24 protein-coding genes are annotated in these 23,239 nt (G+C 61.7%); 20 read left to right on the top strand and 4 right to left on the bottom strand.

The window, feature by feature from the left end; genetic code table 11:
• Positions 1-178 precede the first annotated feature (178 nt).
• From EOA78_RS23290 to EOA78_RS23190, 20 genes are all read left to right on the top strand, one after another.
• Positions 179-1,285, top strand: a complete 1,107-nt coding sequence (locus EOA78_RS23290) for an SDR family NAD(P)-dependent oxidoreductase (RefSeq protein WP_127317168.1) — start codon at positions 179-181, stop codon at positions 1,283-1,285.
• The gene (locus EOA78_RS23285; protein ID WP_127317167.1) at positions 1,282-2,355 is read left to right on the top strand and encodes an NAD-dependent epimerase/dehydratase family protein; all 1,074 of its coding nucleotides are present in this window, start codon (positions 1,282-1,284) and stop codon (positions 2,353-2,355) included. The genes EOA78_RS23290 and EOA78_RS23285 overlap by 4 nt, the downstream gene beginning before the upstream one ends.
• Positions 2,352-3,644, top strand: a complete 1,293-nt coding sequence (locus EOA78_RS23280) for a TIGR04295 family B12-binding domain-containing radical SAM protein (protein WP_127317166.1) — start codon at positions 2,352-2,354, stop codon at positions 3,642-3,644. Before EOA78_RS23285 ends, EOA78_RS23280 begins: the two co-directional genes overlap by 4 nt.
• Entirely contained in the window at positions 3,629-4,729 is a 1,101-nt protein-coding gene (locus EOA78_RS23275) for a glycosyltransferase family 4 protein (RefSeq protein WP_127317165.1), read from the top strand. Before EOA78_RS23280 ends, EOA78_RS23275 begins: the two co-directional genes overlap by 16 nt.
• Positions 4,730-4,731: 2 nt before the next feature.
• Entirely contained in the window at positions 4,732-5,862 is a 1,131-nt protein-coding gene (locus EOA78_RS23270) for a glycosyltransferase (protein WP_127317164.1), read from the top strand.
• A complete protein-coding gene (locus EOA78_RS23265; protein ID WP_127317163.1) occupies positions 5,859-6,953 on the top strand; it encodes a glycosyltransferase in 1,095 nt (364 codons plus the stop codon). The genes EOA78_RS23270 and EOA78_RS23265 overlap by 4 nt, the downstream gene beginning before the upstream one ends.
• The gene (locus EOA78_RS23260; RefSeq protein ID WP_127317162.1) at positions 6,950-8,059 is read left to right on the top strand and encodes a glycosyltransferase; all 1,110 of its coding nucleotides are present in this window, start codon (positions 6,950-6,952) and stop codon (positions 8,057-8,059) included. The genes EOA78_RS23265 and EOA78_RS23260 overlap by 4 nt, the downstream gene beginning before the upstream one ends.
• A gap of 23 nt (positions 8,060-8,082) precedes the next feature.
• Positions 8,083-9,129 carry a UDP-glucuronic acid decarboxylase family protein gene (locus EOA78_RS23255; protein WP_127317161.1) on the top strand — a complete coding sequence of 349 codons (1,047 nt, stop codon included), beginning with the start codon at positions 8,083-8,085 and terminating at the stop codon, positions 9,127-9,129.
• 102 nt (positions 9,130-9,231) lie between these two features.
• Positions 9,232-9,450 (top strand): hypothetical protein, encoded by a 219-nt coding sequence (locus EOA78_RS23250; RefSeq protein WP_164783892.1) that lies wholly within the window; start codon positions 9,232-9,234, stop codon positions 9,448-9,450.
• Positions 9,451-9,601: 151 nt separating this feature from the next.
• Positions 9,602-10,705, top strand: coding sequence for an inositol-3-phosphate synthase (locus tag EOA78_RS23245; protein ID WP_127317179.1), 1,104 nt, complete (start codon positions 9,602-9,604; stop codon positions 10,703-10,705).
• Positions 10,702-11,298: a histidine phosphatase family protein gene (locus tag EOA78_RS23240; RefSeq protein WP_127317160.1), complete on the top strand. Its 597-nt coding sequence runs from the start codon at positions 10,702-10,704 to the stop codon at positions 11,296-11,298. Before EOA78_RS23245 ends, EOA78_RS23240 begins: the two co-directional genes overlap by 4 nt.
• Positions 11,299-11,311: 13 nt before the next feature.
• Entirely contained in the window at positions 11,312-12,415 is a 1,104-nt protein-coding gene (locus EOA78_RS23235; RefSeq protein WP_127317159.1) for a glycosyltransferase, read from the top strand.
• Positions 12,415-13,221 carry a sugar phosphate nucleotidyltransferase gene (locus tag EOA78_RS23230; RefSeq protein WP_164783893.1) on the top strand — a complete coding sequence of 269 codons (807 nt, stop codon included), beginning with the start codon at positions 12,415-12,417 and terminating at the stop codon, positions 13,219-13,221. The genes EOA78_RS23235 and EOA78_RS23230 overlap by 1 nt, the downstream gene beginning before the upstream one ends.
• Positions 13,222-13,223: 2 nt before the next feature.
• Positions 13,224-13,985 carry a TIGR04290 family methyltransferase gene (locus tag EOA78_RS23225; protein WP_127317158.1) on the top strand — a complete coding sequence of 254 codons (762 nt, stop codon included), beginning with the start codon at positions 13,224-13,226 and terminating at the stop codon, positions 13,983-13,985.
• Positions 13,978-14,910, top strand: a complete 933-nt coding sequence (locus tag EOA78_RS23220; RefSeq protein WP_127317157.1) for a beta-xylosidase — start codon at positions 13,978-13,980, stop codon at positions 14,908-14,910. The genes EOA78_RS23225 and EOA78_RS23220 overlap by 8 nt, the downstream gene beginning before the upstream one ends.
• A 7-nt stretch (positions 14,911-14,917) precedes the next feature.
• Complete coding sequence (locus EOA78_RS23215) at positions 14,918-15,769, top strand: PIG-L family deacetylase (protein WP_127317156.1); 852 nt, start codon at positions 14,918-14,920, stop codon at positions 15,767-15,769.
• Positions 15,766-16,821, top strand: coding sequence for a glycosyltransferase (locus EOA78_RS23210; protein WP_127317155.1), 1,056 nt, complete (start codon positions 15,766-15,768; stop codon positions 16,819-16,821). The genes EOA78_RS23215 and EOA78_RS23210 overlap by 4 nt, the downstream gene beginning before the upstream one ends.
• A 9-nt stretch (positions 16,822-16,830) precedes the next feature.
• Positions 16,831-17,820 carry a GNAT family N-acetyltransferase gene (locus tag EOA78_RS23205; protein ID WP_127317154.1) on the top strand — a complete coding sequence of 330 codons (990 nt, stop codon included), beginning with the start codon at positions 16,831-16,833 and terminating at the stop codon, positions 17,818-17,820.
• Between the two features lie 44 nt (positions 17,821-17,864).
• On the top strand, positions 17,865-18,773 hold the full coding sequence (locus EOA78_RS23200) for a class I SAM-dependent methyltransferase (RefSeq protein ID WP_245477681.1): 909 nt from the start codon (positions 17,865-17,867) through the stop codon (positions 18,771-18,773).
• 498 nt (positions 18,774-19,271) lie between these two features.
• Positions 19,272-19,454, top strand: a complete 183-nt coding sequence (locus EOA78_RS23190; RefSeq protein WP_127317151.1) for a hypothetical protein — start codon at positions 19,272-19,274, stop codon at positions 19,452-19,454.
• On the opposite strand, the gene EOA78_RS23185 is transcribed toward EOA78_RS23190, so the two are convergent.
• From EOA78_RS23185 to EOA78_RS23170, 4 genes are all read right to left on the bottom strand, one after another.
• Positions 19,455-20,018 carry a sigma-70 family RNA polymerase sigma factor gene (locus EOA78_RS23185; protein WP_127317178.1) on the bottom strand — a complete coding sequence of 188 codons (564 nt, stop codon included), beginning with the start codon at positions 20,016-20,018 and terminating at the stop codon, positions 19,455-19,457.
• Between the two features lie 477 nt (positions 20,019-20,495).
• Positions 20,496-20,990: a hypothetical protein gene (locus tag EOA78_RS23180; RefSeq protein ID WP_127317150.1), complete on the bottom strand. Its 495-nt coding sequence runs from the start codon at positions 20,988-20,990 to the stop codon at positions 20,496-20,498.
• Positions 20,991-21,247: 257 nt separating this feature from the next.
• Positions 21,248-21,940 carry an ABC transporter ATP-binding protein gene (locus EOA78_RS23175; protein ID WP_127317149.1) on the bottom strand — a complete coding sequence of 231 codons (693 nt, stop codon included), beginning with the start codon at positions 21,938-21,940 and terminating at the stop codon, positions 21,248-21,250.
• Positions 21,940-23,052, bottom strand: a complete 1,113-nt coding sequence (locus EOA78_RS23170) for an ABC transporter permease (protein WP_245477679.1) — start codon at positions 23,050-23,052, stop codon at positions 21,940-21,942. The genes EOA78_RS23175 and EOA78_RS23170 overlap by 1 nt, the downstream gene beginning before the upstream one ends.
• Positions 23,053-23,239: the final 187 nt, after the last annotated feature.

Below are 23,239 nucleotides of genomic sequence, written 5' to 3'. Positions count from 1 at the left end.
AGGCGCCGGATGAGCGCCCTAACGCCAAAGAAGCTGCAATGTTCCAGCCCATGGCCAGCACTGGTCGCGACGCCACGTCGGTTTGCGAGCCTCTCCAATCGATCTTTGTTGAAGCAGAGGGAACAAACCTTTTGCCAAACAGTTCGGGGCGCCAAGGCCAACTGCCTGAGGAGTTATCGTGAAACGCATACTGGTAACAGGAGGGTGCGGTTTCATCGGCCGCCACGTCGCCCAGGAACTCGTCGAACATGGTTATGCTGTCTGCATTCTCGATGCGCTGCTGGAACAGGTGCACGGCAGTGGGGCGATCGGCCTGCCAGCGGGAGCCGAACTGATCAAGGGCGACGTTCGCGATCGCGACGCTGTCGCCGAAGCGCTCCAGGGCGTCGACGCCATCATCCATCTGGCGGCCGAGGTCGGCGTCGGCCAGTCCATGTACGAGATCGCCCGCTATGTCGGCGCGAACGACCTCGGCACTGCCACCCTGCTCGAAGCGCTGATCAAACATCCGGTCGAGCGGATCGTCGTCGCTTCGTCGATGAGCGTCTATGGTGAGGGCCTCTATGTCACGCCAGGCGGTCGGCGCATCGACAATGCACGGCGGCAGGCTAACGACATCAAGAGCGGCCAATGGAATCTGCTGTCGGCGGCGGATGAAAGTCTGTCGCCCCTGCCGACAGACGAGGAAAAGCCGGTTGACCTCGCCTCTATCTATGCGCTGACGAAATATGCCCAGGAGCGCGCGGTGCTGATCTTCGGGGATGCCTATGGCGTCGACGCGGTGGCGCTGCGCCTGTTCAACGTCTTCGGCGCCGGACAGGCGCTTTCAAACCCGTACACCGGCGTTTTGGCGAATTTCGCTTCACGCCTCGCCAACGACCAGCGGCCGATGATTTTCGAAGATGGCGAGCAGAAGCGCGACTTCGTCCATGTGCGCGACGTCGCCCGCGCCTTCCGCCTGGCGCTGGAGCAACGCCAGGCGCGCGGCCACGTCATCAACATCGGCAGCGGACGGGCCTATGCGATCAGCGAGGTCGCCCGGTTGCTCGCCGACGCTATGGGTGTGCCGGAACATCGGCCTGAAATCCTCGGCAAGGCGCGCGCCGGCGATATCCGCAATTGCTTCGCCGATATTTCGAAGGCGCGCGAACTGCTCGGTTTCGAGCCGCAGCACCGGCTGGAGGATTCACTCGACGAGTTCGTCGCATGGGTTCGCAACACGGTCGCCATCGACCGCGGCGCCGACATGAAACGGGAACTCGAAGAGCGGGGACTGGTATCATGAGGCCGGACGGGTTTCGTGAAGCGCCGGTTGCCATCGTCGGCGGCAGTGGCTTCATCGGCTCGAACCTCGCCGACAGCCTGTTGTCGGACGGGGTGCCGGTGCTGGTCATCGACAATCTCAGCCGCCCGGGCGTCGATCAGAACCTGGCTTGGCTGGCGCAGAAGCACGGCAATAAACTTACCGTGGAGACTGTGGATGTGCGGGACGGAGACGTGCTGGCGCGGCTTTTGGCGCATTCCAAGGCGATATTCCATCTCGCCGCGCAGACCGCTGTAACCACTAGTCTCGTCCAGCCAAGTGAAGATTTCGACATCAATCTTCGCGGAACCTTCAACGTCCTGGAAGCGGCTCGCCGGAGCGGCAGACGCATTCCCGTGATCTTCGCCAGCACGAACAAGGTCTATGGCGGCCTGCCCGATGTCACAGTCCGCGAAGAGGACGATCGGTGCGTACCCTGCGACGCCGGCATCCGCGCAAACGGCATTGACGAGACCTGCGGTCTGGATTTCTGCACGCCCTATGGCTGCTCCAAAGGCGCGGCGGATCAATATGTGCTCGATTATGCCAAGTCGTACGATCTGCCGACCGCGGTCCTGCGCATGAGCTGCATCTATGGACCGCGCCAGTTCGGCACGGAAGACCAGGGCTGGGTCGCCCATTTTCTGCTCAGCGCGCTTTCTGGCCGGCCGATCACGATCTACGGCAACGGCAAGCAGGTGCGCGACATCCTTCATGTCTCCGATGCTGTTGCGGCCTATCGCGGGGTACTTGCCCGGATCGAGGATATCAAGGGGCAGGCATTCAACCTCGGTGGCGGTCCGGGCAACGCCGTCAGCCTGCGCATGCTGCTCAAGCAGATCGGCGAGCTGACCGGGCGGAACGTCTCGATCCGCTACGACCGGGAACGCACCGGCGACCAGCCATTCTTTGTCGCCGACACCCGCAAGATAGAAGTGACGCTCGGCTGGAAAGCGCATGTGTCCTGGCGCGACGGCGTCCGTGATCTCGCCGATTGGCTCCGGCGTCATCGCCTCGAACCACATGCTGAGCCAGCGAGGTACGTGGCATGAAAGTCGCCCTGGTCAATCCGTTCTGGACCTACGAGGACAGCATCTATTTCGGCTGCCGCCAGCCACATCTGCCGCTGGAACTGGGCTACTCGAAAGCCTTGCTGGAGGCCGACGGCCATCAGGTGCTGGTGCTGGACGGGCAAATCCAGAAGCTGGACAACGCAGCACTTGCAGATCGCGTCGCCGCTTTCACACCAGCCATGACCGTCGTCAGCACGGCGCCGACCTATTTGTTCTGGCGCTGCGCGCCGCCCGAGCTGCGCGTGCCTGCCGACTTCCTCAACCGCCTCGCCGGGCGCGGCGGCCTCACAGCGGCTGTCGGACCGCACGGCTCGGCGACGCCGGCGCCAACGCTGCGTAAGCTGGGCGTCGATGTCGTCGTGCGCGGCGAATGCGAAGAGGTCGTCGCCGAACTCGCCCGCCGTGACGATTGGAGAGCCGTGCCTCACACCGCTCATCTCTACGAGGGAAAACTTGTCGGCAATGGCGGCGTCCACGCCAGCTCGTTTGTCGGTCATCCGCCCCTCAGTTGGCCATCCGACTGGATTGCAGCCCATTTGCACCATCACCACAGGTTCGACGACAATCAGATGGGCTTCGGAGCGGAGGTCGAGGCGTCTCGCGGCTGCCCCTACAATTGCAGCTTCTGTGCCAAGATCGATTTCCGCGACGCCTATCGCCGCAGAAACCACGATGCGATCATGGCGGAAATCGACCGGCTGATCGGACAAGGCGTCGGCTACATCTATTTTATCGACGAGATCTTCCTGCCGCAGAAGGCGCTGCTGGAGGCGTTGGTCGATCGCGACGTCAAGTTCGGCGTGCAGACCCGCATCGATCTTTGGAAGCCGGAGCTCCTGGAACTGCTGGGTGCTGCCGGCTGCGTTTCCATCGAGGCCGGCCTCGAAAGCCTGACCGTGGAAGGCCGGGCCATGCTGGCAAAGCGTTGCCGGCTGGGCACCGAGGAACTGGCCGCGCTGCTGGTCAATGCACGACGTCACGTTCCGTTCGTCCAGGCCAATCTGATCGGCGTGATCGAGGACGATCCCGCTCTGGTCGATCATTGGCGCAAGCACCTCATCGACCGCGGCGTGTGGGCCAATGAACCTGTGCCGCTCTATCCCTACCCCAGTTCGCCCAGCTATCGCGAGCTTTGGGGCGAGCCCGACGATCTCGCCTGGGAGCGCGCCCACGAGCATTACCTGGGCTCGTTCCAGACGTTCAGCGACATCCAGGAGAAGCGTCCGCGCGCGTTGGCCGAGTTGGAGGCGACATGTTGCAGTCACTGATCCGCCGCCCGCGGCGAATCCTGATGACCGTCGATGCCGTCGGCGGCGTCTGGCGCTACGCGCTTGATCTGGCGCGGGAGTTGGCTCACGGCGGCGACAGCATCGTGCTCGCCGGGTTAGGCCCGGAACCGTCCGAGGAGCAGGCGAAGGAGGTGCAGGCTTTCGCGGCCTTGGCGTGGCTTAAGACACCGCCGGACTGGATGACGCGGAATGAGAGCGATCTGGAAAGATTGCCGCAGGAATTGCGCGCGCTTGTTTGCGATTGCGCGATCGACCTCGTCCATCTCAATGCGCCGACGCAGGCCGTGGGACTTGATGTGCCTTGCCCGGTCGTGGCGGTCTCGCATTCATGCGTTGTGACGTGGCTCCACGCCGTCAGGGGACAGGCTGTGGACGGCGAATGGGCCTGGCAGAAGGACCGCAACAGACGCGGTTTCGATTGGGCAAATGCCGTAATCGCGCCCAGCCGCAGCCATGCCGACATGCTCGAGGCCTGCTACGGGCCGATCGCCCGCCTGAGCGTTGTCAGCAACGGCACACGGCCGGGTCCAAAGGCAGAGACGCGCGAACCAATGGTTCTCGCCGCCGCGCGCTGGTGGGACGAAGGAAAGAACGCAGCTACGCTGGATCAGGCAGCATCGCTGACGACATGGCCGGTCTTCGCTGCCGGGCCGCTCGAGGGCGCCGATGGGCAACGCACCAGTTTCAGCAACGTCGCTCCTCTGGGTTCTGTCTGCCACGATGAAGTACGTCGGTTGATGGCGCAGGCCGGCATCTTCGTATCGCCATCCGTCTATGAACCCTTTGGCCTTGCCGTACTGGAGGCAGCCACATCCGCGACACCTTTGGTGCTTGCCGATATCCCGACCTATCGCGAATTGTGGAACGGCGCGGCTATGTTCTACGACGCCCATGATCCACGCGATCTCGCCAGATGTGTCGATCGTCTCTCTGACGACGCCCAACATAGGCGCCGGCTCGGCGAAGCCGCCGCACGCCGAGCGCGCAAGTTTTCGCCGGCAAGGCAAGCGGCGGCCATGCACAAGATCTACGATCGGGCCGCCCTGGCCGTTGCGGAACGCTGACGATGCGGTTCCTGTTCTATACCCATTCAGTCGTTTCCGACTGGAACCACGGCAACGCACATTTCCTGCGCGGCATCATGCGGGAGCTCGTTGAACGCGGACATCAGGCGATCGCGCTGGAGCCCGCAGACGGCTGGAGCCGTTCGAACCTGCTGGCAGAGAAAGGGCCCTTCGCGGTCGAGCGCTTCAGAAAGGATTTTCCGGAGCTGATGCCGGTGACCTACGACGCCTCCTTCGTCCATGAAGGCTGGATTGCCGGCGCCGATGTGGTGATCGTCCACGAATGGACTGACCCGGACCTTGTCGCGCGCATCGGCAGGGCAAAGGCGAACGGAGGCGGTTTCACGCTTCTGTTCCATGACACCCATCATCGCGCCGTCTCGGCGACGCAGGCGATCTCGGCTCTGCGGCTGGAGCATTATGACGGCGTGCTCGCCTTCGGCGAAGCGTTGCGGGAAAGCTATCTTCGGGCCGGCTGGGGCAAACGTGCTTTCACCTGGCACGAGGCGGCGGATGAGCGCCTGTTCAAGCCGCACCCGGAGATCGACCCTAGATCCGACGTGATCTGGATCGGCAACTGGGGCGACGACGAGCGCAGTGCCGAAATCAAGGAATTCCTGATCGATCCAGTGGAAGAACTTGGCCTGGGTGGCACTGTTCATGGCGTGCGCTATCCACGCGAAGCGCTCGCCGATCTTGCCGCCGCTGGCCTGGGTTACGAAGGCTGGATTGCCAATGCCGACGTGCCCAAGGCATTCGCGGCCCATCGCGTAACCGTCCACATCCCGCGGCGCCCCTATCGGGAGAGCCTGCCTGGAATCCCGACGATCCGCATGTTCGAGGCGCTCGCCTGTGGCATCCCGCTCGTTTCGGCGCCTTGGACCGATGTTGAGCAACTCTTCAGGCCAGGCATCGACTTCCTTTTCGCGCGCGACGGATCAGAGATGTGCCGTCATCTTCGCGACGTGCTGGACGATGCTGACCTGGCTGCCTCTCTGGTGAAATCCGGCCTCGAAACCATCGGGAGGCGACACACTTGCCGGCACCGGGTGGATGAGTTGTTCGGCGTGCTCGCCGAATGCGGCAACCGCCAAGCCCTCGGTCCCATCGCCATAGAGGAGACAGTCGCATGAAGATTGCATTTTATGGATCGAGCCTGCTGTCGTCCTATTGGAACGGCGCGGCGACCTACTATCGCGGATTGCTCAAGGCTCTTTCTCAGCTCGGCTACGAGATCACTTTCTATGAACCGGACGTCTACGACAGGCAGAAGAACCGCGATATCGAGGCACCAGACTGGTGTAACGTCGTCGTCTACGAAGCGACCCCGCATGCGCTGATGCAGGTGGCAGCAAGCGCACGCGAAGCCGACATCGTCGTCAAGGCGAGCGGAGTAGGATTTGAGGACGAGGCGCTGCTGCGCGCCGTACTCGACCACGCCCGTGCGGATGCGCTGACAGTGTTCTGGGATGTCGACGCACCGGCCACTCTGGGCCAATTGCGCGACGAGCCGGACCACCCCCTTCACCACGCGTTGCGGGAAATCGACCTCGTCCTCACCTACGGCGGCGGCGATCCGGTCGTCTGGGCCTATCGTGCGCTGGGGGCTGCCGAATGCGTGCCGATCTACAATGCCCTCGATCCCGAAACGCATCATCCGGTCGCCAAGGACAAGCGTTTCGCTTGCGACCTTGCCTTCCTCGGCAACCGCCTCCCGGATCGCGAGGCACGCGTCGAAGCCTTCTTCCTCGATCCGGCCAGCCGTTCGGGCGATCAGCGTTTCCTGCTCGGCGGATCGGGTTGGGGTGACAAGCAGCTTCCGGCAAATGTCGCATGGCTCGGCCACGTCGGGACGCGCGACCACAATGCCTTCAACGTCACCCCCAAGGCGGTGCTGAACATCAGCCGCGACAGCATGGCCGCCAACGGCTTTTCACCTGCCACGCGCGTCTTCGAGGCTGCGGGCGCCGGCGCATGCCTCATCACCGACGCCTGGCTTGGCGTCGAATTGTTCCTGATCCCTGGCGAAGAGATCCTGGTGGCGCGCGACGGCGACGATGTCGCCGAAATCATGCGAACCCTCACACCCCAGCGGGCAAAGGCGATCGGCGCATCTGCGCTTCGGCGTGTTCTCGCCGAGCATACTTATGCGTTGAGGGCAGCCGCGGCCGACGCCGTTTTCAGGCGTCATTTCGAGCGTCCCACCGTGGAGGCAGCGGAATGACCAAGCGGCTGGATATCGTCTTTCTTGGCCTGTCTTTGTCCTCTTCATGGGGAAACGGCCACGCCACGACTTTTCGCGGGTTGCTGAAGGGCCTGCACGAACTAGGCCATCGCATCACTTTCCTCGAGCGCGATGTGCCATGGTATGCAAACCATCGCGATCTACGCGACCCGGATTTCTGCACGTTGCGCTACTACGAAACGACGAACGATCTTCGTCGGACGTATGCTCGCTGCCTGCAGCAGGCCGATGTCGTGGTGGTTGGGTCCTTCGTTCCGGAGGGGCGAGCCGTCATCGACATCGTCGCGTCCTTGTGCACGGGCCAGTTCTGCTTCTACGACATCGACACGCCGGTCACGCTGGCAAAGCTCGCCGCGAATGATTGCGACTACATATGCCGACGGCAGATTCCGTATTTCGACGTCTATTTCTCATTCACCGGCGGGCCAACGCTCGCCCGTTTGGCGGCGGATTTTGGTGCACGGCGCGCCGAGCCGCTCTACTGCTCCGTCGACCCGGAGCGGCATCGCCGAACGTCCGATCCGATCTGCTGGGACCTTGGCTACCTCGGTACTTACAGCTCGGACCGGCAGGCGACGCTGGATGCTCTCCTGCTCGAACCGGCAAGACGCATGCCGGACCGTCGCTTCGTCGTGGCCGGCTCGCAATTCCCGTCCGAGACCGTCTGGCCAAGCAACGTCGATCGCATCGAGCACTTGCCGCCGGCAGACCACGCCGCCTTCTACAGCCGCCAGCGCTACACATTGAACGTCACACGCAGCTCCATGGTAGCGGCTGGGTGGTCTCCCAGCGTACGCCTCTTCGAGGCGGCTGCCTGTGCCACGGCGATCATCAGCGATCGCTGGACCGGTCTGGATAGCTTCTTTCCGACAGCCACGATCAATACGGCCGGCCAAGCGGAAGAGGTGATCGATATCCTGTCCAGGCAATCCGACCGCGTCAGGCTGGCTATGGCCAAGCGAGCGCGCGCGACGATCCTGGCATCACATACTGGCGCCGCGAGAGCTCGCGAATTCGTTTCACTGCTGGCGCGGCCAAGATCGGCACGTCCAGCTCTCGATCTGGACATCGAAAGTGCAGCATGACTGGCAGACAGGAGAAAATAGAGATGCGGCAATCAAGAAGGACGCAACGGACCAAAACGGCGCTTGTCGCCGGCGGCGCGGGTTTCCTCGGTTCGCATCTTTGCGAAAAACTGCTTCAGACCGGGTACCGGGTGATCTGTGTCGACAATTTTCTTACCGGCCGGATGGAAAACATGGTCTCGATGATGGACCGTCCTCGTTTCCGGTTGATCGAGCAGGATATTTGCCGACCATTGGATCTTGCTGAGCCGGTGGACCGCATTTTCAACCTGGCGTGCGCCGCATCACCGCCGCGCTATCAAGCCGATCCGGTTCATACCACGCGAACCTGCGTGATCGGAACGCTCAATCTGCTTGAGCTTGCCGCCCGAAATAATGCGCGCTTCCTTCAGGCATCGACAAGCGAAGTGTATGGCGATCCCGAACAGCACCCGCAAAGGGAAGAATATGTCGGTCATGTGAACTGCACCGGTCCTCGTGCCTGCTATGACGAGGGCAAGCGAACCGCCGAAACCTTGTGCTTCGATTATTTGAGAACCGAGATGGCCGACATCCGGGTCGCGCGCATCTTCAACACCTATGGTCCGAGGATGGATCCTGCCGACGGCCGGATTGTCTCGAACCTGGTGATGCAGGCTCTCGAGAAGAGACCACTGACGATATTCGGCGACGGGCTGCAGACCAGGTCGTTCTGCTATGTCTCCGATCTGGTTGACGGTCTGGTCCGTCTTATGGATGTCGATCCTAATCCGCGCCAACCGGTCAATTTAGGCAATCCCGGGGAATTCACCATTCTTCAACTGGCTGGATTGGTGAGAGATATGACCCATAGCAACTCGGTCTTCAAATTCCTGCCACTGCCGCAAGACGACCCTCGCCGGCGGCAACCGGACATTTCCCGAGCAAAAACCCTTCTGGATTGGTCGCCAAAGGTGCCGCTCAGGCAAGGCCTGATGCAGACGATCAGCTATTTTATGGAGCTCGAAGCGAGCCGTAACGAGGATCGAATTCCCCCAATTGCGCCAAGCGTGAGGTCCGCTTCAGGCCGACTGCAAAACTTGCCGGCCTGAAGTCAGGGAGAGCTGTGCGCTCGGACGGCCATGTGAGACCGTGGCGTCCGAACGCGCGCTCTCACTTTTTGTCATCATGGGAACATCCAGCCGAGCTCGCCGTTGGGCGAGGATACCGGCATGGAGAACCGACCCGTGCATCGAAAACGATCCGCCAAGGACATCGCGCAAATGGCCGAAAGGGAAACGGCTGCCTTTCTGAGACGTGCCTCGATCACCTACCTTGAATGCTGTGTGAGCCTGATGATGACGCACCTCGAGCGCGAGGAAGTGGCCACCATCCTGGAAAAAGAAGCGGATATGCTGCGACGGCTCGACTGAGGCTTGCGGCGCTTAGGCCCAGGCAGCCTCAAACAGGGCGCAGCTTTAATCGGCCTTGGAGTTCGTGATTTTTCCAGGTCGCAAGGAACATTCCCGGCAGCTGGCAGTTCGGCGCGAGGAACTTACCTTCAACAGCGATGGCGGCAGTTTCGTGGGATCGAAAAAGGTACGGATTGGAATAGCCGGCGTCGGCAATTGCGCGTCCTCCCTTGTCCAGGGCCTCTCATATTATCGGGACGCCAGAGGTAATGAGCCGATACCGGGCCTGATGCATGCCGATCTTGGCGGTTATCATGTCGATGACATCGAGGTCGTCTGTGCTTTCGACGTCGCCAAGGGCAAAGTTGGGCGGGATCTGGCGGAAGCCATATACAATGCGCCCAACAACACCTTCCGCTTTGCCGATGTCGAAGCAACCGGCGTTCGCGTCGAGCGCGGACCAACGCTCGATGGAATCGGCAAATATCTACGCGATGAAATCGAGGAGGCAGAACAGCCGGTCGCGAATGTCAGCGCGCTGCTGCGGGAAAGCGGCGCTGACGTATTGGTCTCATATCTGCCTGTCGGCTCGGAAGAGGCTACGCGTTTTTATGCCGAATGCGCGCTCGAGGCCGGCTGCGCCTTCGTCAACTGCATACCGGTTTTTATCGCGTCGCGACCGGAATGGCGCCAGCTCTTCGAACAGCGTGGCCTGCCGTTGATCGGCGACGATATCAAAAGCCAAGTCGGCGCGACGATCGTGCACCGGCTGCTCGCTAATCTGTTCCGCGAGCGCGGCGTCCGCATCGACCGCACCTATCAGCTGAATTTCGGCGGCAACACCGATTTCCTCAACATGCTGGAACGCGAGCGGCTGGAATCGAAGAAGATTTCCAAGACACAATCCGTAACCAGCCAGCTCGACGTTCCCCTGGAGGCCGGTAACATCCATGTCGGCCCCAGCGACCATGTGCCTTGGCTTACCGATCGAAAATGGGCCTACATCCGCATCGAAGGCACGACGTTCGGCGGCGTGCCGCTGAATGCAGAGCTCAAACTGGAAGTGTGGGATTCGCCCAACTCCGCCGGGGTCGTTATCGATGCTGTCCGCTGCGCCAAGCTGGCGCTCGACCGCGGCATCGCGGGAGCGCTGACCGGCCCTTGCAGCTATTTCATGAAGTCGCCGCCCGAGCAGTTCACCGATGCCGAGGCACGCCTGCGCACGCTGTCTTTCATCGCCGGTAGGGACGAGCCGATGCTCGATGCCGCGGAATGACGACGACATTCTTTTTGATCCGCCATGCGGCGCACGACAATGTCGGCACCTATCTTGCCGGACGCATGGCCGGAGTTTGCCTTGGCGACACCGGCAGGGCACAGGCGTTGCGCCTGGCCAGCCACATGGCACCGAAGCCGTTAGCAGCCATCTGTTGCAGCCCGCGCGAACGAACATTGGAAACCGCAAAACCGATCGCAATCGCCTGCAGTCCCGATAAGATTACAATCTGCCAAGAGCTCGATGAGATCGACTTCGGCGCGTGGTCGGGAAAGACTTTCGAAGAGTTGAACCAGGACGCCGACTGGCGGGTGTGGAACAGTCGGCGTCAGCAGGCGAGGACGCCGGGCGGCGAGACCATGCTGGACGTGCAGCAACGTGTCACCTCGCTGATGCAGCAGCTTCGCAAACGCTATCAGAACCAGTCCGTGGCACTGGTCAGCCATGCCGACGTGATCAAGGCCGCCGTCTGCAAGGTGCTCGGCTTGCCGCTGGGAGATTGTTTTCGCTTCGATATCGATCCTGCTTCGATCACCACGGTCGTATCCGGTGACTGGGGCTCCAAGCTGATCCGATTGAACGAAGCCGCCTGACGAGGACTGCCGGATGCGAATGGTCATTTTCGGTCTCACCGTCACCTCCTCGTGGGGAAACGGACACGCGACGCTGTGGCGCGGCCTGATCCGGGCGCTGGGCGGGCTGGGCTGGTCCGTCACCTTCTTCGAACGCAACACTCCCTATTATGCCGGGGCGCGCGACCTTGATCATCTCGATGGCGGCAACGTCGTTCTCTATCCGGACTGGGAAGACATTCGCCATGTCGCGGAACAGGCTATCGGGCATTCGGACGTCGTCATCGTCACGTCCTATTGCCCCGACGCCGTGGAGGCATCGCGCCTGGCGCAGCAGACCTGTCGCGGGCTGAAAGTTTTCTACGATCTGGACACCCCGGTCACACTCGCCCGGATCGAACAAGGTCTACGACCGGCGTATTACGGGCCCGAAGGCCTTCGCGAGTTCGACCTCGTCCTGAGTTATACGGGGGGAACCGCAATCGATGCGCTGAAAACTCTGCTGGGTGCGCGCCGTGTCTTGCCTCTCTATGGTCATGTCGATCCCGAGCGACACCGGCCGGCAGAGCCCCGGGCTGAATTTGCCGGAGATCTATCCTATCTCGGAACTTATGCGGCTGATCGCCAGGCCGGCGTCGAAAAGCTGCTGGTCCGCACGGCAGCGCGCCTGCCGGACCACCGTTTCGTCATCGGCGGCGCCCAATATCCGCACGAATTTCCGTGGGGCGAAAACATCTTCTTTGTCAGGCATCTTCCGCCTGCGGATCATCCGGCCTTCTTTTGCTCATCGCGTCTGACGCTGAACGTGACCCGCGAGGCGATGGCCAAGAGGGGCTGGTGTCCTTCGGGCAGGCTGTTCGAGGCGGCAGCCTGCGGCGCGGCGATCGTGAGCGACACCTGGCCAGGCCTGAGCAGTTTTTTCCAACCCGGCAGCGAGATCATCCTGGCGGACACCACCGACGACGTGGTCGCGGCAGTCTGCTTGTCCGACAGCGACGTCGACGCAATCCGGCGCCGCGCGCGCGAGCGGGTGTTGGACGAGCACACCTCTGCGCAGCGCGCCAGGGAACTGGACCGCCTCCTGTCCGATGCGCTGCAGGGCTTGACGGCGGACGAACGGTTGAAGGAAGCAATCTGATGTTGGGCATCGTGCCCGCTGCCGGCCGCGGCAGCCGTATTCAACCGCTCGGCTTCTCGAAGGAGCTCCTGCCGGTCGGCAGCCGCGTCGACGGCCAGACCGAGCGCCCGTGCGCGGTGAGCGAATATCTGGTGCGTCGCATGGTGCGCAACGGTGTCGACAAAATCTGCTTCGTCATCGGATCGGGCAAATCGGACATCCTCGAATACTATGCCGCCGGCTACGGCGACGCCGCCGCACTGTTCGTCGTACAGCCCACCCCCGTCGGTCTTTGCGATGCGATCTTCCGCGCCGCCCCGCTCGTCGCACCGGACGAGACGGTTCTGATCGGCCTGCCCGATACGATCTGGTTTCCGGAAGATGGTTTCTGCCGCCTGCCGGACGACCGGCTGTCGTTTCTACTCTTCCCGGTGGATCACCCCGAACTCTTCGATGCCGTCGTTCTCGACCAGGGCGACCGCGTGAGGGAGATCCAGGTCAAGCAACAAGACGCCGCATCGAACTGGATTTGGGGCGCGTTCAAGATGCCGGGCCGCATACTTCACCAGCTTGCCGCGCTTTGGCGCGAGCGGGATCAAAGCGACGAATACGTCGGTACACTCATAAATGCCTATCTGGCGGCCGGCGGTGAGGCTTACGGCGTCAAGGCAGGCACCGCCTATGTCGACGTCGGCACTTTCAACGGCTACCGCACGGCACTTCGGCTGCTTGAGAACAACGACACTACGTTGGAGGACCCGAAAAACCTCATGTTCGCGCTGCGAGGGCAGTCGCAGATACCAAGCCATCCAGGCGAAGGAGGCTAGCCATGCTGCATTCGAACGCCGAAATCCGTCGCCGCATCGATGCCCTTGGCCCGTGGTTTCACAATATGGAGCTGGCAGGCGTCGAAACCGCCCCCGACCATTTCCTCGGCAATTACCCGTTGATCAAATGGCGCAAGTTCGCCGACGCCATTCCTGCCGATCTGTCCGGCAAGGCCGTGCTCGACATAGGCTGCAACGCCGGCTTCTACTCGATCGAGATGAAACGACGCGGCGCCGGCCGCGTCCTCGGCATCGATTTCGATGAAGCCTATCTGGCGCAGGCGCGCTTCGCCGCCGAGATCGCGGACTGCGACATCGAATTCCAGCTACTGTCGGTCTACGACGTCGGCGCGCTGCGGGAGAAATTCGACATCGTGCTGTTCATGGGTGTGCTGTATCACCTGCGCCACCCCCTGCTCGCTCTCGATCTGATCCGGGAGCACGTCGCCGGCGACCTGATGATCTTCCAGTCCATGCAGCGCGGCAGCACCGAACTGCCTGCACTCGATGAGAATTATCCTTTCTGGACACACGATCTGTTCGACCGGCCCGAGTTTCCGAAGCTGCATTTCGTCGAGCATCGCTATGCCGACGACCCGACCAACTGGTGGATTCCCAATCGCGCCTGCACCGAAGCGATGCTGCGCAGCGCCGGCTTCGAGACCGTGCTGCACCCGGAGCAAGAGGTTTATTTCTGCCGCGCCGCCAACGAACCGGCCGGTGGCGGCGCCGTCTACCCGTCGAAAGGACAACTTCATGATTGAAGCTGCGATGATCTGGAACGAGCCGAACAACAAGTCCCATTGGGATCCCGAACTCGACCCCGACTGGAGCCGCTTCGCCGATATGGCAATACTGGCCGCCGATGCGATCGCATCGGAAAACCCCACCGTAACCAAGATCCTGGGCGGCATTTCGCCGATTGATGCCGATTTCATGGCGCTCATGAAGCAGTACGGCGCGCTGGATCATGTCGATGCCGTCGCCGTGCATGGCTTCCCGCTCGACTGGAACCTCTGGCAGATTCAGGAGTGGCCCCAGAAGATCGCCGAGATTTCCACCGTCACCGATCTTCCTGTATGGGTCAGCGAAGTCGGTGTGTCGAGCTTCGGTGCCGAGGAGGTGCAGCTATGGGGCTTGCGCCGGACCGCCGAACTGCTGCTCGGCAACGCCTCGCGCATACAATGGTACAGCCTCTACGATCTTCCGCGCGAATGGGGGGCAACGACACGCCATCGCGAGGCGGAAGGCTCCTCCTACTATCGCCACTTCTACATGGGCCTGCTACGCGAAGACGGTACGCCCAAACCCGCGCTCGAGGAATTCCTGCGTTACACGCCCGAAATGGGACTGGTGCAATGGTTCCACTTTGAAGATCCCCGGCTGGATGACGCCGTCGCCTGGATGAAGCGGCTGGGCGTCACCAATCTGCGCACCGGACTTTCCTGGGCCGATAGTTTCAGGCCGAATGCGCTGGACTGGTACGACCGGCAGATGGAAGCGCTTGCCGACTTCGACGTGACCATCACCTTCTGCTTCACTCCCGAGCACCGCGGAGTGATGCCGCATCACACCAGTCCGCCGCTAGTGCCGGAGGAATTTGCCGAGTTTTGCGCGACGATGACCCGCCGCTACGCTACCGCCATGGCTGCCTCGCCAGTGAGAGCGGTGCGTGCTTCGGCAGCATGAGTGAGCAATGCAACACGCACCTGACAGATCCGGAACGATTGCCGAATTCGCGGCCCTGTTGACAGGCGCTGCCCCGCAAGGCTCTGACGGTGCTGAAATCATGATCGTTGTCGCGCATCCGGATGACGAGACTATCGGCATCGGCGGACATCTTGCCGGATTGCGCGGATCTCGCATCGTGCATGTCACTGACGGCGCGCCGCGAGACCTTGATGACGCGCGAGCGTACGGCTTCGAGACTTGGCAGGACTACGCCGAGGCCCGCCATAGGGAGTTGGAGACGGCGCTGGCGGCAGCGGGATTGCCGTCGACGGCCATGATCAGCCTCGGTTATCCCGACAAACAAGCCGCCGGGAATCTTGGCTCGCTCGCACGGGAGCTGACCGGCCTTTTGGCCGATCGCGATGTCAGTTTCGTCTGTACGCATCCTTATGAAGGCGGTCACCCCGATCATGACGCGACGGCCTTTGCCGTACATGCGGCCTGCCATTTGCTGCGCCGCGATGGACGCCCGGCGCCGGCCATCGTCGAAATGGCGTTCTATTGCGCCGGACCTGAGGGCGCAGTCCTCCAGGATTTCAGCAGCGATCCCGGCGGTGAGTGCATCGAACTCCACCTTACGGAAGCGGCCTTCGAACGGAAGCAGTGCATGCTGGCCTGCCACCGGACACAGCAACGGACGCTGGCGCCGTTTACGGCGCGCGTCGAACGTTTCCGGGTGGCGCCCACCTATGATTTCCTGGCGCTGCCGAACAACGGCAAGCTTTATTACGAGGCGCTGCCGCTCGGCTTCGAGCCGGCGGTTTGGCTCCACGCCGCGGCCGCTGCACATGAGGAGCTTGGGCTCGGCCGGCCATGACCCTCACCGTCCTGAACGTCGCCTATCCTCTCGCGCCAGTCGGCCCGGATGCGGTTGGCGGTGCCGAGCAGGTGCTGTCGATGCTCGACCAGGCACTCGTGCGCGCGGGACACGGCTCCATCGTGATCGGTTGCCAGGGCTCCAAAGCAGCGGGCGTCCTCATCGAGACACCTGCTGAACCAGGCGTGCTCGACGATGGGGCGAAAAAACGGGCACAGCGCTCCCACCGCGCAGCGATAGACGTCGCACGCGCCCGTTGGCCGATCGACGTGGTTCATCTGCACGGCATCGATTTCGATGCCTATCTGCCTGACCATGGCCCGACGCTTGTAAGCCTGCACCTGCCGCTCGATTGGTATCCGTCCGATGCTTTGCGCCCAATCCGTGACGATCTATGGCTGCACGCCGTCTCGGCGGCCCAACAGAGGACCGCGCCGCCGGGTGCCAAACTGGCTGCGCCCATTCCAAACGGCGTCGATATCGACGCGCTGAGCGGTCGGCAGTCCAAGCGCAATTTCGCACTGGTGCTCAGCCGCATCTGCCCGGAAAAGGGCATCCATCTTGCACTGGATGCGACCAAACAGGCTGGTGTGCCGCTGGTCATCGGCGGCAAGGTCTACCCCTATGAAACGCACACTCTGTACTTTCGTGATGAGGTCCAGCCGCGCCTCGACAAGCAGCGCCGCTTCCTCGGTCCGCTCGGCTTCACCGCTAAACGGCGCTTTCTCAATGCCGCCCGGTGCCTGGTCATTCCCAGCCTTGCCGCAGAAACCAGTTCGCTTGTCGCGATGGAGGCGCTGGCCTGCGGCACGCCGGTTGTCGCCTTTCCAAACGGCGCGCTGCCGGGCGTGGTCGAACACGGCAGGACGGGCTTTCTGGTCAATGACGTCCATGAGATGGCGGGAGCCATCGTCGCAGCATCCCGACTGGATGCCGAGATATGCCGGGCCGAGGCGCGGCGGCGCTTTTCGCTCGACCAAATGATTTCGTCTTACATGGACGCGTACCATGCGCTGGCAGAGCTTGGTGCCGGCCGCAGTCCGGTGCAGTGAGCGGTTTTCATGCTCCGCTCCGAGATCATCGACGATCCGGCCGCCCTTGAGGCCCTGGCGCCGCGCTGGCGGGAGCTCTGGGCGCACAGCCGGACGGCGACGCCGTTTCAATGCCCCGCCTGGCTGGTGCCGTGGTGGCGCACATTCGCGCCCGGAGAACTGGCGACGATCGCCGTCTGGCGTGGCGACGATCTGGTGGGATTGGCGCCGCTTTATCTAGAACACACAACTTCCGGTTCGAAACTGCTTCCGGTCGGGATTTCGTTGAGCGACTATCTGGATGTCCTGTGTTTCCCCGGCATCGAAGCGGCTGTCGCCGCCGTCATCGCCGACCGGGTTCTTGCGATCAATTGGTCGCAATGGATTTTGCCGGACCTACCGGCGGGTGCCGCGGGTCTCGCCATAACGCACCCTGCGCTGGAGGCAGGTCAACTCGTCGATCACGCTGCTTGTCCCGTGCTCTCGATTGCCGGGGACGAGGCGCTGGCGGTCTGCGTTCCGGCGCGGCGAAGACGCCAGTTGCGCCGCGCACATAAAGCCGCTTGCAGGCGCGGCTGCGTTTCCATCATGTCGGCGCAAGCCGATCCCAAACCATTCTTCGATCACCTGATCCGCCTTCACGGCGCGCGCTGGGCCGGGCATGGCGACGGCGTGCTGGCCGATCCGGCTGCAGAAGAGTTCCATCGGCAGGCGCTTCCCCTGCTTGCCGCACAGGGCCTTATCCGATGCTGGCTTGTTGCTATCGATGATGCGGTCGTAGGCGCCTACTACGGATTTCATCATCGCCACCGCGCCTACGCCTACCTTGGCGGTTTTGATCCGGCCTATGCCGAGGAAAGTCCCGGCGCAATCCTCATCGGCCACGCGATTGCCGAGGCGGCTCGTGAAGGGGCGCGGGAGTTCGACTTTCTGCGCGGCCAGGAAACCTACAAATACGGCTGGGGCGCCGTCGACCAATGGACAATGCGAAAGGTCTGGACGCGGAGCATCGCTCAATGAGCACGACTGAACGAAAGCCATCGCCACAGGCGTCGACTGCAAGAATGGTGCTCGATGAGTGCATGGCCGACGGCGCCTGCGTCGAAGCCATCATCGCCAGACTGGCGCTTCGCTTCGAGACGGGAATCGATGCCGCAGAATTGGCCGATGTGGCGCTGGATATGTGTTCAGCCGACCTTCGAAAACGAGACAGACTGGAGCGGATCGCCGATCTTCTTCGTCATAGGCCTGATATTTTTGCCATGCTCCGTGAGACAGGTGCGGCCGTTCGCCACGAGCGCGATGGGTGGGAAACTGACGCCGCGGTGGTCAGGCGGCTGGCCGCCAGCTTTGATGCAGCGGCGGCGGTTTCCCTGGCGGCGAGCGTTCAGCTGTCTTCATTGGGAGACGAGGAGAAACTCACCGCCGCCACCGACGAGATCGTCGCATGGCTGGAAAGGCAAGGCTTCACCGGCACCGACCGAACCATTCTGGATATTGGTTGCGGGATCGGACGTTTCGAAAGCGCGCTCTCGGATGCAGCGCACCGGATCGTCGGCATCGACGTATCCTCAAAGATGATTTCGGTCGCTCGTCGGCGATGTGCCGGGCTGCGCAATGTGGACCTGCGGCCGACCTCTGGTCTAGATCTTGCCGATTTCAGCAACGCAAGCTTCGATTGCGTGCTGGCTGTCGACAGCTTCCCCTATCTGGTGCTGGCGGGCCTGGCAGAGCGGTATTTCAAGGAAATTGCGCGTGTTCTGAGAACGTCAGGCATGGCAGCACTTCTGAATTACTCCTATCGCGGACCGCCGGCGCTGGATCGTGCCGATGTTCACCGCCTCGCCGAAGCCCACGGCATGCAGGTCGTGGTTGACGGCGAGAAGCCTTTCCGGCTGTGGGATGGCAATGCCTTTCTTCTTACTGCATCCGACGGAACATTACGGCCCAATGATTGTTCGGGCGTCAAATAGAAAAAGCACCTGTGAGTGCCCACAATCCGAAGGAGGACTAGATGGCATCCGGCGGTAGACATCACCTCTGCCGTCAGGGTAAAGGCTCCGGCGCCCGCGCGATGACCGATTTGGCCAAGGACAAGGTCGAGGAAACGCGGCTTTGTCCAACAGAGCCTAGGAAGCAGCACACCGAGCGACGCCGGCTCGATGGCAATCGGATCAATTCCGACCAGTATCACGCCGCAGATCGGCTCTCTTAAGACTGACTGTTGCAGCCGCTAACGCGAATCATGACCAGTGGCAGTTGAGGTCGCGAGAGTCGAATTATCGAGCGCACCCGGCAACATTGCCGGGGAGAACCGGAGGGGAAAGCATAGCTTCCCCGACGAGACTAGCGGCTTCGAAACGATGCTGTGCAAGGGACGGCGCTGACTGCTGGGACGGCGTGTGGAGTCCTTGCAAACGCTGATTGCTGTCACCACACTGGTGAAGGGACCAATTCGTTAAGAGAACACTATGTCTCGCTCGAGCGACGATACAATCAGCCCGCAACTCCGGCTGGCAATAGACCGGCAGATTGCAACTCTGCTGACTGCCATCGAGCAGGAAAAGGTCCCCGACCGCTTGACCAACCTCGCGGTTCAATTGCAGAACGCGCTTGTCGAGAAGCGTCGATGCAAAGCAAAGAAAGAGGACTAGCTATCGACGCCTGTCGACTGCGAAGTTTCCCTGTGCTTCGGACAGGTGATTGCGTCTTTCTACCAATGTCTGCAACGAACTTTCGCCTAGGTATTCCAGCACGCTGGCGCGCGCTCGGTTGAGCCGGCTTTTTACCGTTCCTACCGCGCAACCGCAAATTTCGGCAGTTTCTTCGTAGCTGACACCAAGAACCCCGATCAGCATCAGGACCTCTCGCTGATGTTCCGGCAACATCTGGACCGCGCTGTAGACTTCCTTGCTCTGAACGGACCACTCCTGCGTAGCTTCCGAAATCGGGATCAGAGAGGCACAGTCAAGCAGGCCGGGTTTTTCCCTGTCGGCGGCCTTGATGCGCGTATAATATGTGTTGCGCATGATGGTGAAGAGCCATGACTTCATACGCGTTCCCGGCTCGAACTTATCGATGTTGGCGAGCCCTTTGGTCAATGTCTCCTGGACCAAGTCATCGGCATCGTCAGGAACACGGCAGAAACTGCGCGCGAAAGCTCGCAAGGCAGGTATCAGGTCAACGATGGAAACTTCATCCGTTTCCCGGTTGGCCAAGGCATAGCCCCTGGAGGACAATGGTCCAGCTCCCAGCAAGAAAGAGTTGATGAACGCAGACCTAGCTAAATGCATGAAGGTTTGGATCGTTCCGGACATAGAAATAAGTCGCCAGAAAATCTTGGATTGGGCGAAATACGCGCAGGCCGTGCGTTTTGGGCTGAGCTGGCAGCGGCGAATCCCCGCCCGCCTTATCGGAGCGGCCAAGGGAACGCCCTTTCATCAATTTCACCTCGCAAACCGAGCCGCTTCTGGCCAAAGCAGGTGTCGATGCGGATGAAGGCTGATTAGGCTGATAAGGCTGGAATAAAAGAGAGACGGCTAAGCAATTGTCCAGGCCTGCCGGAAGTTGCGGCTGTCGGCGCGACAGGCGGCCGGCAAGCTCCGGCGCCGGTGCATGCAGGCCATCTGTTCGTATGGTTACCGGAGCCGCGGCGGCCAAATGGGCGGAAGCATCCCTTTCGCTCGGGAGTGACCTTATGACCGGTCGTTGTTCTTAGCCGCTTCCTCTCGCCGCTTTTTCAGCACTTCGTCAGTCCCGACCAGCTTTTTCGCCCCGCCGGAGATCGCTGTGGACACCACGGCCGGCGGATCGCTCGCGGGAAAGGAATCCTCAAGTCCGGCCTGCAACTGGTCTTCCAAGGTTTTCGGCTCTTCCGACCGACCAAGTGTCCTACGGGTTTCTGCTTCCTCCAGCGGCTGTTTCATTTTCGGCGAACAACTGACCTCTCGAACGCAGGCGTAAAGCTGTTCGATGGCAAATTCCTTCATTGTCTCGAAATCGGCCCTTTCATCATTCATTGCCTCGATCTGATCGACCATAGTCTTCTCGAACCGGTCAAGGCTATCGCTTCCGCAAGCCTGGCAAAGACGCAACAATGCTTCGTGGAGCACTTTCGGACCAAAATAAGCAGACGCTTCGAGCTTGAGCCGCTGCAAATGCTCTGGAGTTACCGCCTGAATTTTTGACATATGCAGCCCTTTCGCCTGACGAGCATATCAACGGCAATGGTCGGCAGATGTTCCATTCACCCGGCACTGATGCAATAGCTCTTGTTCAGCGAGCCGCCGCTATCGCTGCGACGCAGACTGGTCGACGCGATTTCTGGCCTGTAGATGCGGCAAACTGCGGTAACGTGCGACCGGGATGGTTTGAGCGCTTGGTTGAGAATGCCGCAAGCGCGAAAATGCCGGTGTCTGGGCTATCGGTCATTCGCAGCGGCGGGTGTCTACCTCCGTGCTCGGCCGTCTTCGAGTTCGAGCGTCGAATCGAAGTAAGTCATCCAGCGCGTATCGTGGGTCACAACGCAGATCGCGACATTGCGACTGTCCGCCAGATGCCTGAAGACCTTCATCACCATCTCCGCCCGCGTGCCATCCAGCGCAGCGGTGGGTTCGTCGGCCAGAATGACGGTTGGATCATTAGCCAGGGCCCTCGCGATCGAAACGCGCTGCTGCTCGCCGCCGGAAAGCTGGGACGGATAGTTGGAGCCGCGATGTCCCATGCCCAACGCATCGAGCAGCCTCGCGGCTCGCATCTGGGCCTGCTGTCGGCCGACATCGTTGACGTGCATGGCGATGGCGACGTTCTCGGCCGCCGTGAGAAAAGGGATCAAATTCGCCTTCTGGAATACAAAGCCAAGATGGGTCCGCCTGAAGGTCCGCAGCTCGTTGAGCTTAGCACCGGGACGCGAAATTACCTTGCCGTCGAACAGAACCTCTCCGGTAGTCGGAGCCTCCAGCAGGCCGGCGATCATCAGCAGTGTCGTCTTGCCCGAGCCGCTGGGGCCGACGATGCCGCTGACGGCGCCGGGGCTCAAGGTCAGCGAACCTTCAGCCAGCGCTGTGACCGGAGAGCCGCCGCTCTCATAGACTTTGCTGGCGCTGCGGACCTCCAGCGTGGCGAGGCGGCGCTGCGACATCAGGCCAGCACCTCCTGGGCACGGACCGCGAGCGCACGACGGATCGCAAACCAGCTGGCCGCAAGGCTGAGCGCCATGAGCACCAACGACAACACGCCAAGGTCGGATTGGGTGATCAGCACGGTTCTCGGGAATCTCGGATAGATCGTGAACGAGATGGCGATGGCTAGAACGAGGCCGCAAAACCCGATCATCCCCGCCTGCTGCGCGATCATGCCGATGATCACCCTGTCACGAGCGCCAATCAGCTTCAAAAGCGCTATCTGCGCGACCTTCTCGATCGTCATCGTATAGATGGTCAGCGCTATGACGGCGCAGCAGATGAGCAGCGTCATCGTCGTGAAAGCCAGGATCTGGACGCGGAGCTTGCCGAGGCGGCCGTCCAGCAGAAGCGTTTCCTGGTCCTGTTGAGTCAGGACCTCGACATCACCCCAGCGCTTGATCGCGTCACGCACGACCTCCTTGTCGGCGCCCGGGAGAGTTTCGACGATCACCGCGGCGACACTTCCGGTATCGTCGCCGAGACCCATGCGGGTCTTGCCCTTGGCGGCGCGGTTGAGGAGGATCGCTTCGCTGGGCAGGAGCTGATTGATGACCTGCGCGTCCGGGATGGTGACGAACAGCAGGCCGTCGCCACCCATGTCGACCTGCCCGGTCGACACGCCGACAATCGTATAGCTATCCCGTCCAAGCCGGATCTCGTCGCCAACAGCCAGACCGAGCGTTTTGTCGGCTATCGCCTCGTAACGATTCGATTGGACGTGACGGCCCGCCGTCAATGGTATCCAACTACCACTGTCGCTTGGATAGTCTACTCCGGTGACCGACATGCGCAGGGGAGCCCCGTCGACATCGAACTGCTGATTGTACTGGATGAACCGCCGCGTCGCCGCAACGCCGGCCACGCCGGCCACGCGGCGATCGAGATTGGCCGGAACGGCGGAGGATTCGGCGAACGGTCCGGACTTTCCCCCTTCGACGACCCAGAGGTCGGCACCAATGCCATCGATCACGATGAGTGCTTCGTAGACGATGCCGCGATACATGCCCAGCATCCCGATCGTCGCCGCCATCAGCAGGCCAACGCCGAAGACAGTCAGGACGAACCTCAACAGGTTGTGCCTGATATCTTTGATCGCGAGGTTCACCCGCCTGATGCCTGTATGTTGACCGCCTGGTACTGGAAGCGGCCTGTCGGACTGAGTACCACATCCCCGACTTTCAGGCCGCGCGTGATCTCGATATCGGTACCACTGGAATAGCCCAGTGAAACGGGCGCCCAAAAGGCCCGGCTTTCGC

Source organism: Mesorhizobium sp. M5C.F.Cr.IN.023.01.1.1 (assembly GCF_003997585.1).
GTDB classification, from domain to species: domain Bacteria; phylum Pseudomonadota; class Alphaproteobacteria; order Rhizobiales; family Rhizobiaceae; genus Mesorhizobium; species Mesorhizobium wenxiniae.
This window is presented reverse-complemented; position numbering and strand designations above follow the sequence as displayed.

What these genes read in the sequence shown, in the direction of transcription:
- EOA78_RS23210 (WP_127317155.1), top strand. Translation starts at nt 15,766, where the DNA reads ATGACCCTCACCGTCCTGAACGTCGCCTATCCTCTCGCGCCAGTCGGC.
- EOA78_RS23285 (WP_127317167.1), top strand. Translation starts at nt 1,282, where the DNA reads ATGAGGCCGGACGGGTTTCGTGAAGCGCCGGTTGCCATCGTCGGCGGC.
- EOA78_RS23275 (WP_127317165.1), top strand. Translation starts at nt 3,629, where the DNA reads ATGTTGCAGTCACTGATCCGCCGCCCGCGGCGAATCCTGATGACCGTC.
- EOA78_RS23235 (WP_127317159.1), top strand. Translation starts at nt 11,312, where the DNA reads ATGCGAATGGTCATTTTCGGTCTCACCGTCACCTCCTCGTGGGGAAAC.
- EOA78_RS23230 (WP_164783893.1), top strand. Translation starts at nt 12,415, where the DNA reads ATGTTGGGCATCGTGCCCGCTGCCGGCCGCGGCAGCCGTATTCAACCG.
- EOA78_RS23215 (WP_127317156.1), top strand. Translation starts at nt 14,918, where the DNA reads ATGCAACACGCACCTGACAGATCCGGAACGATTGCCGAATTCGCGGCC.
- EOA78_RS23190 (WP_127317151.1), top strand. Translation starts at nt 19,272, where the DNA reads ATGTCTCGCTCGAGCGACGATACAATCAGCCCGCAACTCCGGCTGGCA.
- EOA78_RS23260 (WP_127317162.1), top strand. Translation starts at nt 6,950, where the DNA reads ATGACCAAGCGGCTGGATATCGTCTTTCTTGGCCTGTCTTTGTCCTCT.
- EOA78_RS23205 (WP_127317154.1), top strand. Translation starts at nt 16,831, where the DNA reads ATGCTCCGCTCCGAGATCATCGACGATCCGGCCGCCCTTGAGGCCCTG.
- EOA78_RS23265 (WP_127317163.1), top strand. Translation starts at nt 5,859, where the DNA reads ATGAAGATTGCATTTTATGGATCGAGCCTGCTGTCGTCCTATTGGAAC.
- EOA78_RS23280 (WP_127317166.1), top strand. Translation starts at nt 2,352, where the DNA reads ATGAAAGTCGCCCTGGTCAATCCGTTCTGGACCTACGAGGACAGCATC.
- EOA78_RS23175 (WP_127317149.1), bottom strand. Translation starts at nt 21,940, where the DNA reads ATGTCGCAGCGCCGCCTCGCCACGCTGGAGGTCCGCAGCGCCAGCAAA.
- EOA78_RS23220 (WP_127317157.1), top strand. Translation starts at nt 13,978, where the DNA reads ATGATTGAAGCTGCGATGATCTGGAACGAGCCGAACAACAAGTCCCAT.
- EOA78_RS23200 (WP_245477681.1), top strand. Translation starts at nt 17,865, where the DNA reads ATGGTGCTCGATGAGTGCATGGCCGACGGCGCCTGCGTCGAAGCCATC.
- EOA78_RS23255 (WP_127317161.1), top strand. Translation starts at nt 8,083, where the DNA reads ATGCGGCAATCAAGAAGGACGCAACGGACCAAAACGGCGCTTGTCGCC.
- EOA78_RS23270 (WP_127317164.1), top strand. Translation starts at nt 4,732, where the DNA reads ATGCGGTTCCTGTTCTATACCCATTCAGTCGTTTCCGACTGGAACCAC.
- EOA78_RS23225 (WP_127317158.1), top strand. Translation starts at nt 13,224, where the DNA reads ATGCTGCATTCGAACGCCGAAATCCGTCGCCGCATCGATGCCCTTGGC.
- EOA78_RS23180 (WP_127317150.1), bottom strand. Translation starts at nt 20,990, where the DNA reads ATGTCAAAAATTCAGGCGGTAACTCCAGAGCATTTGCAGCGGCTCAAG.
- EOA78_RS23240 (WP_127317160.1), top strand. Translation starts at nt 10,702, where the DNA reads ATGACGACGACATTCTTTTTGATCCGCCATGCGGCGCACGACAATGTC.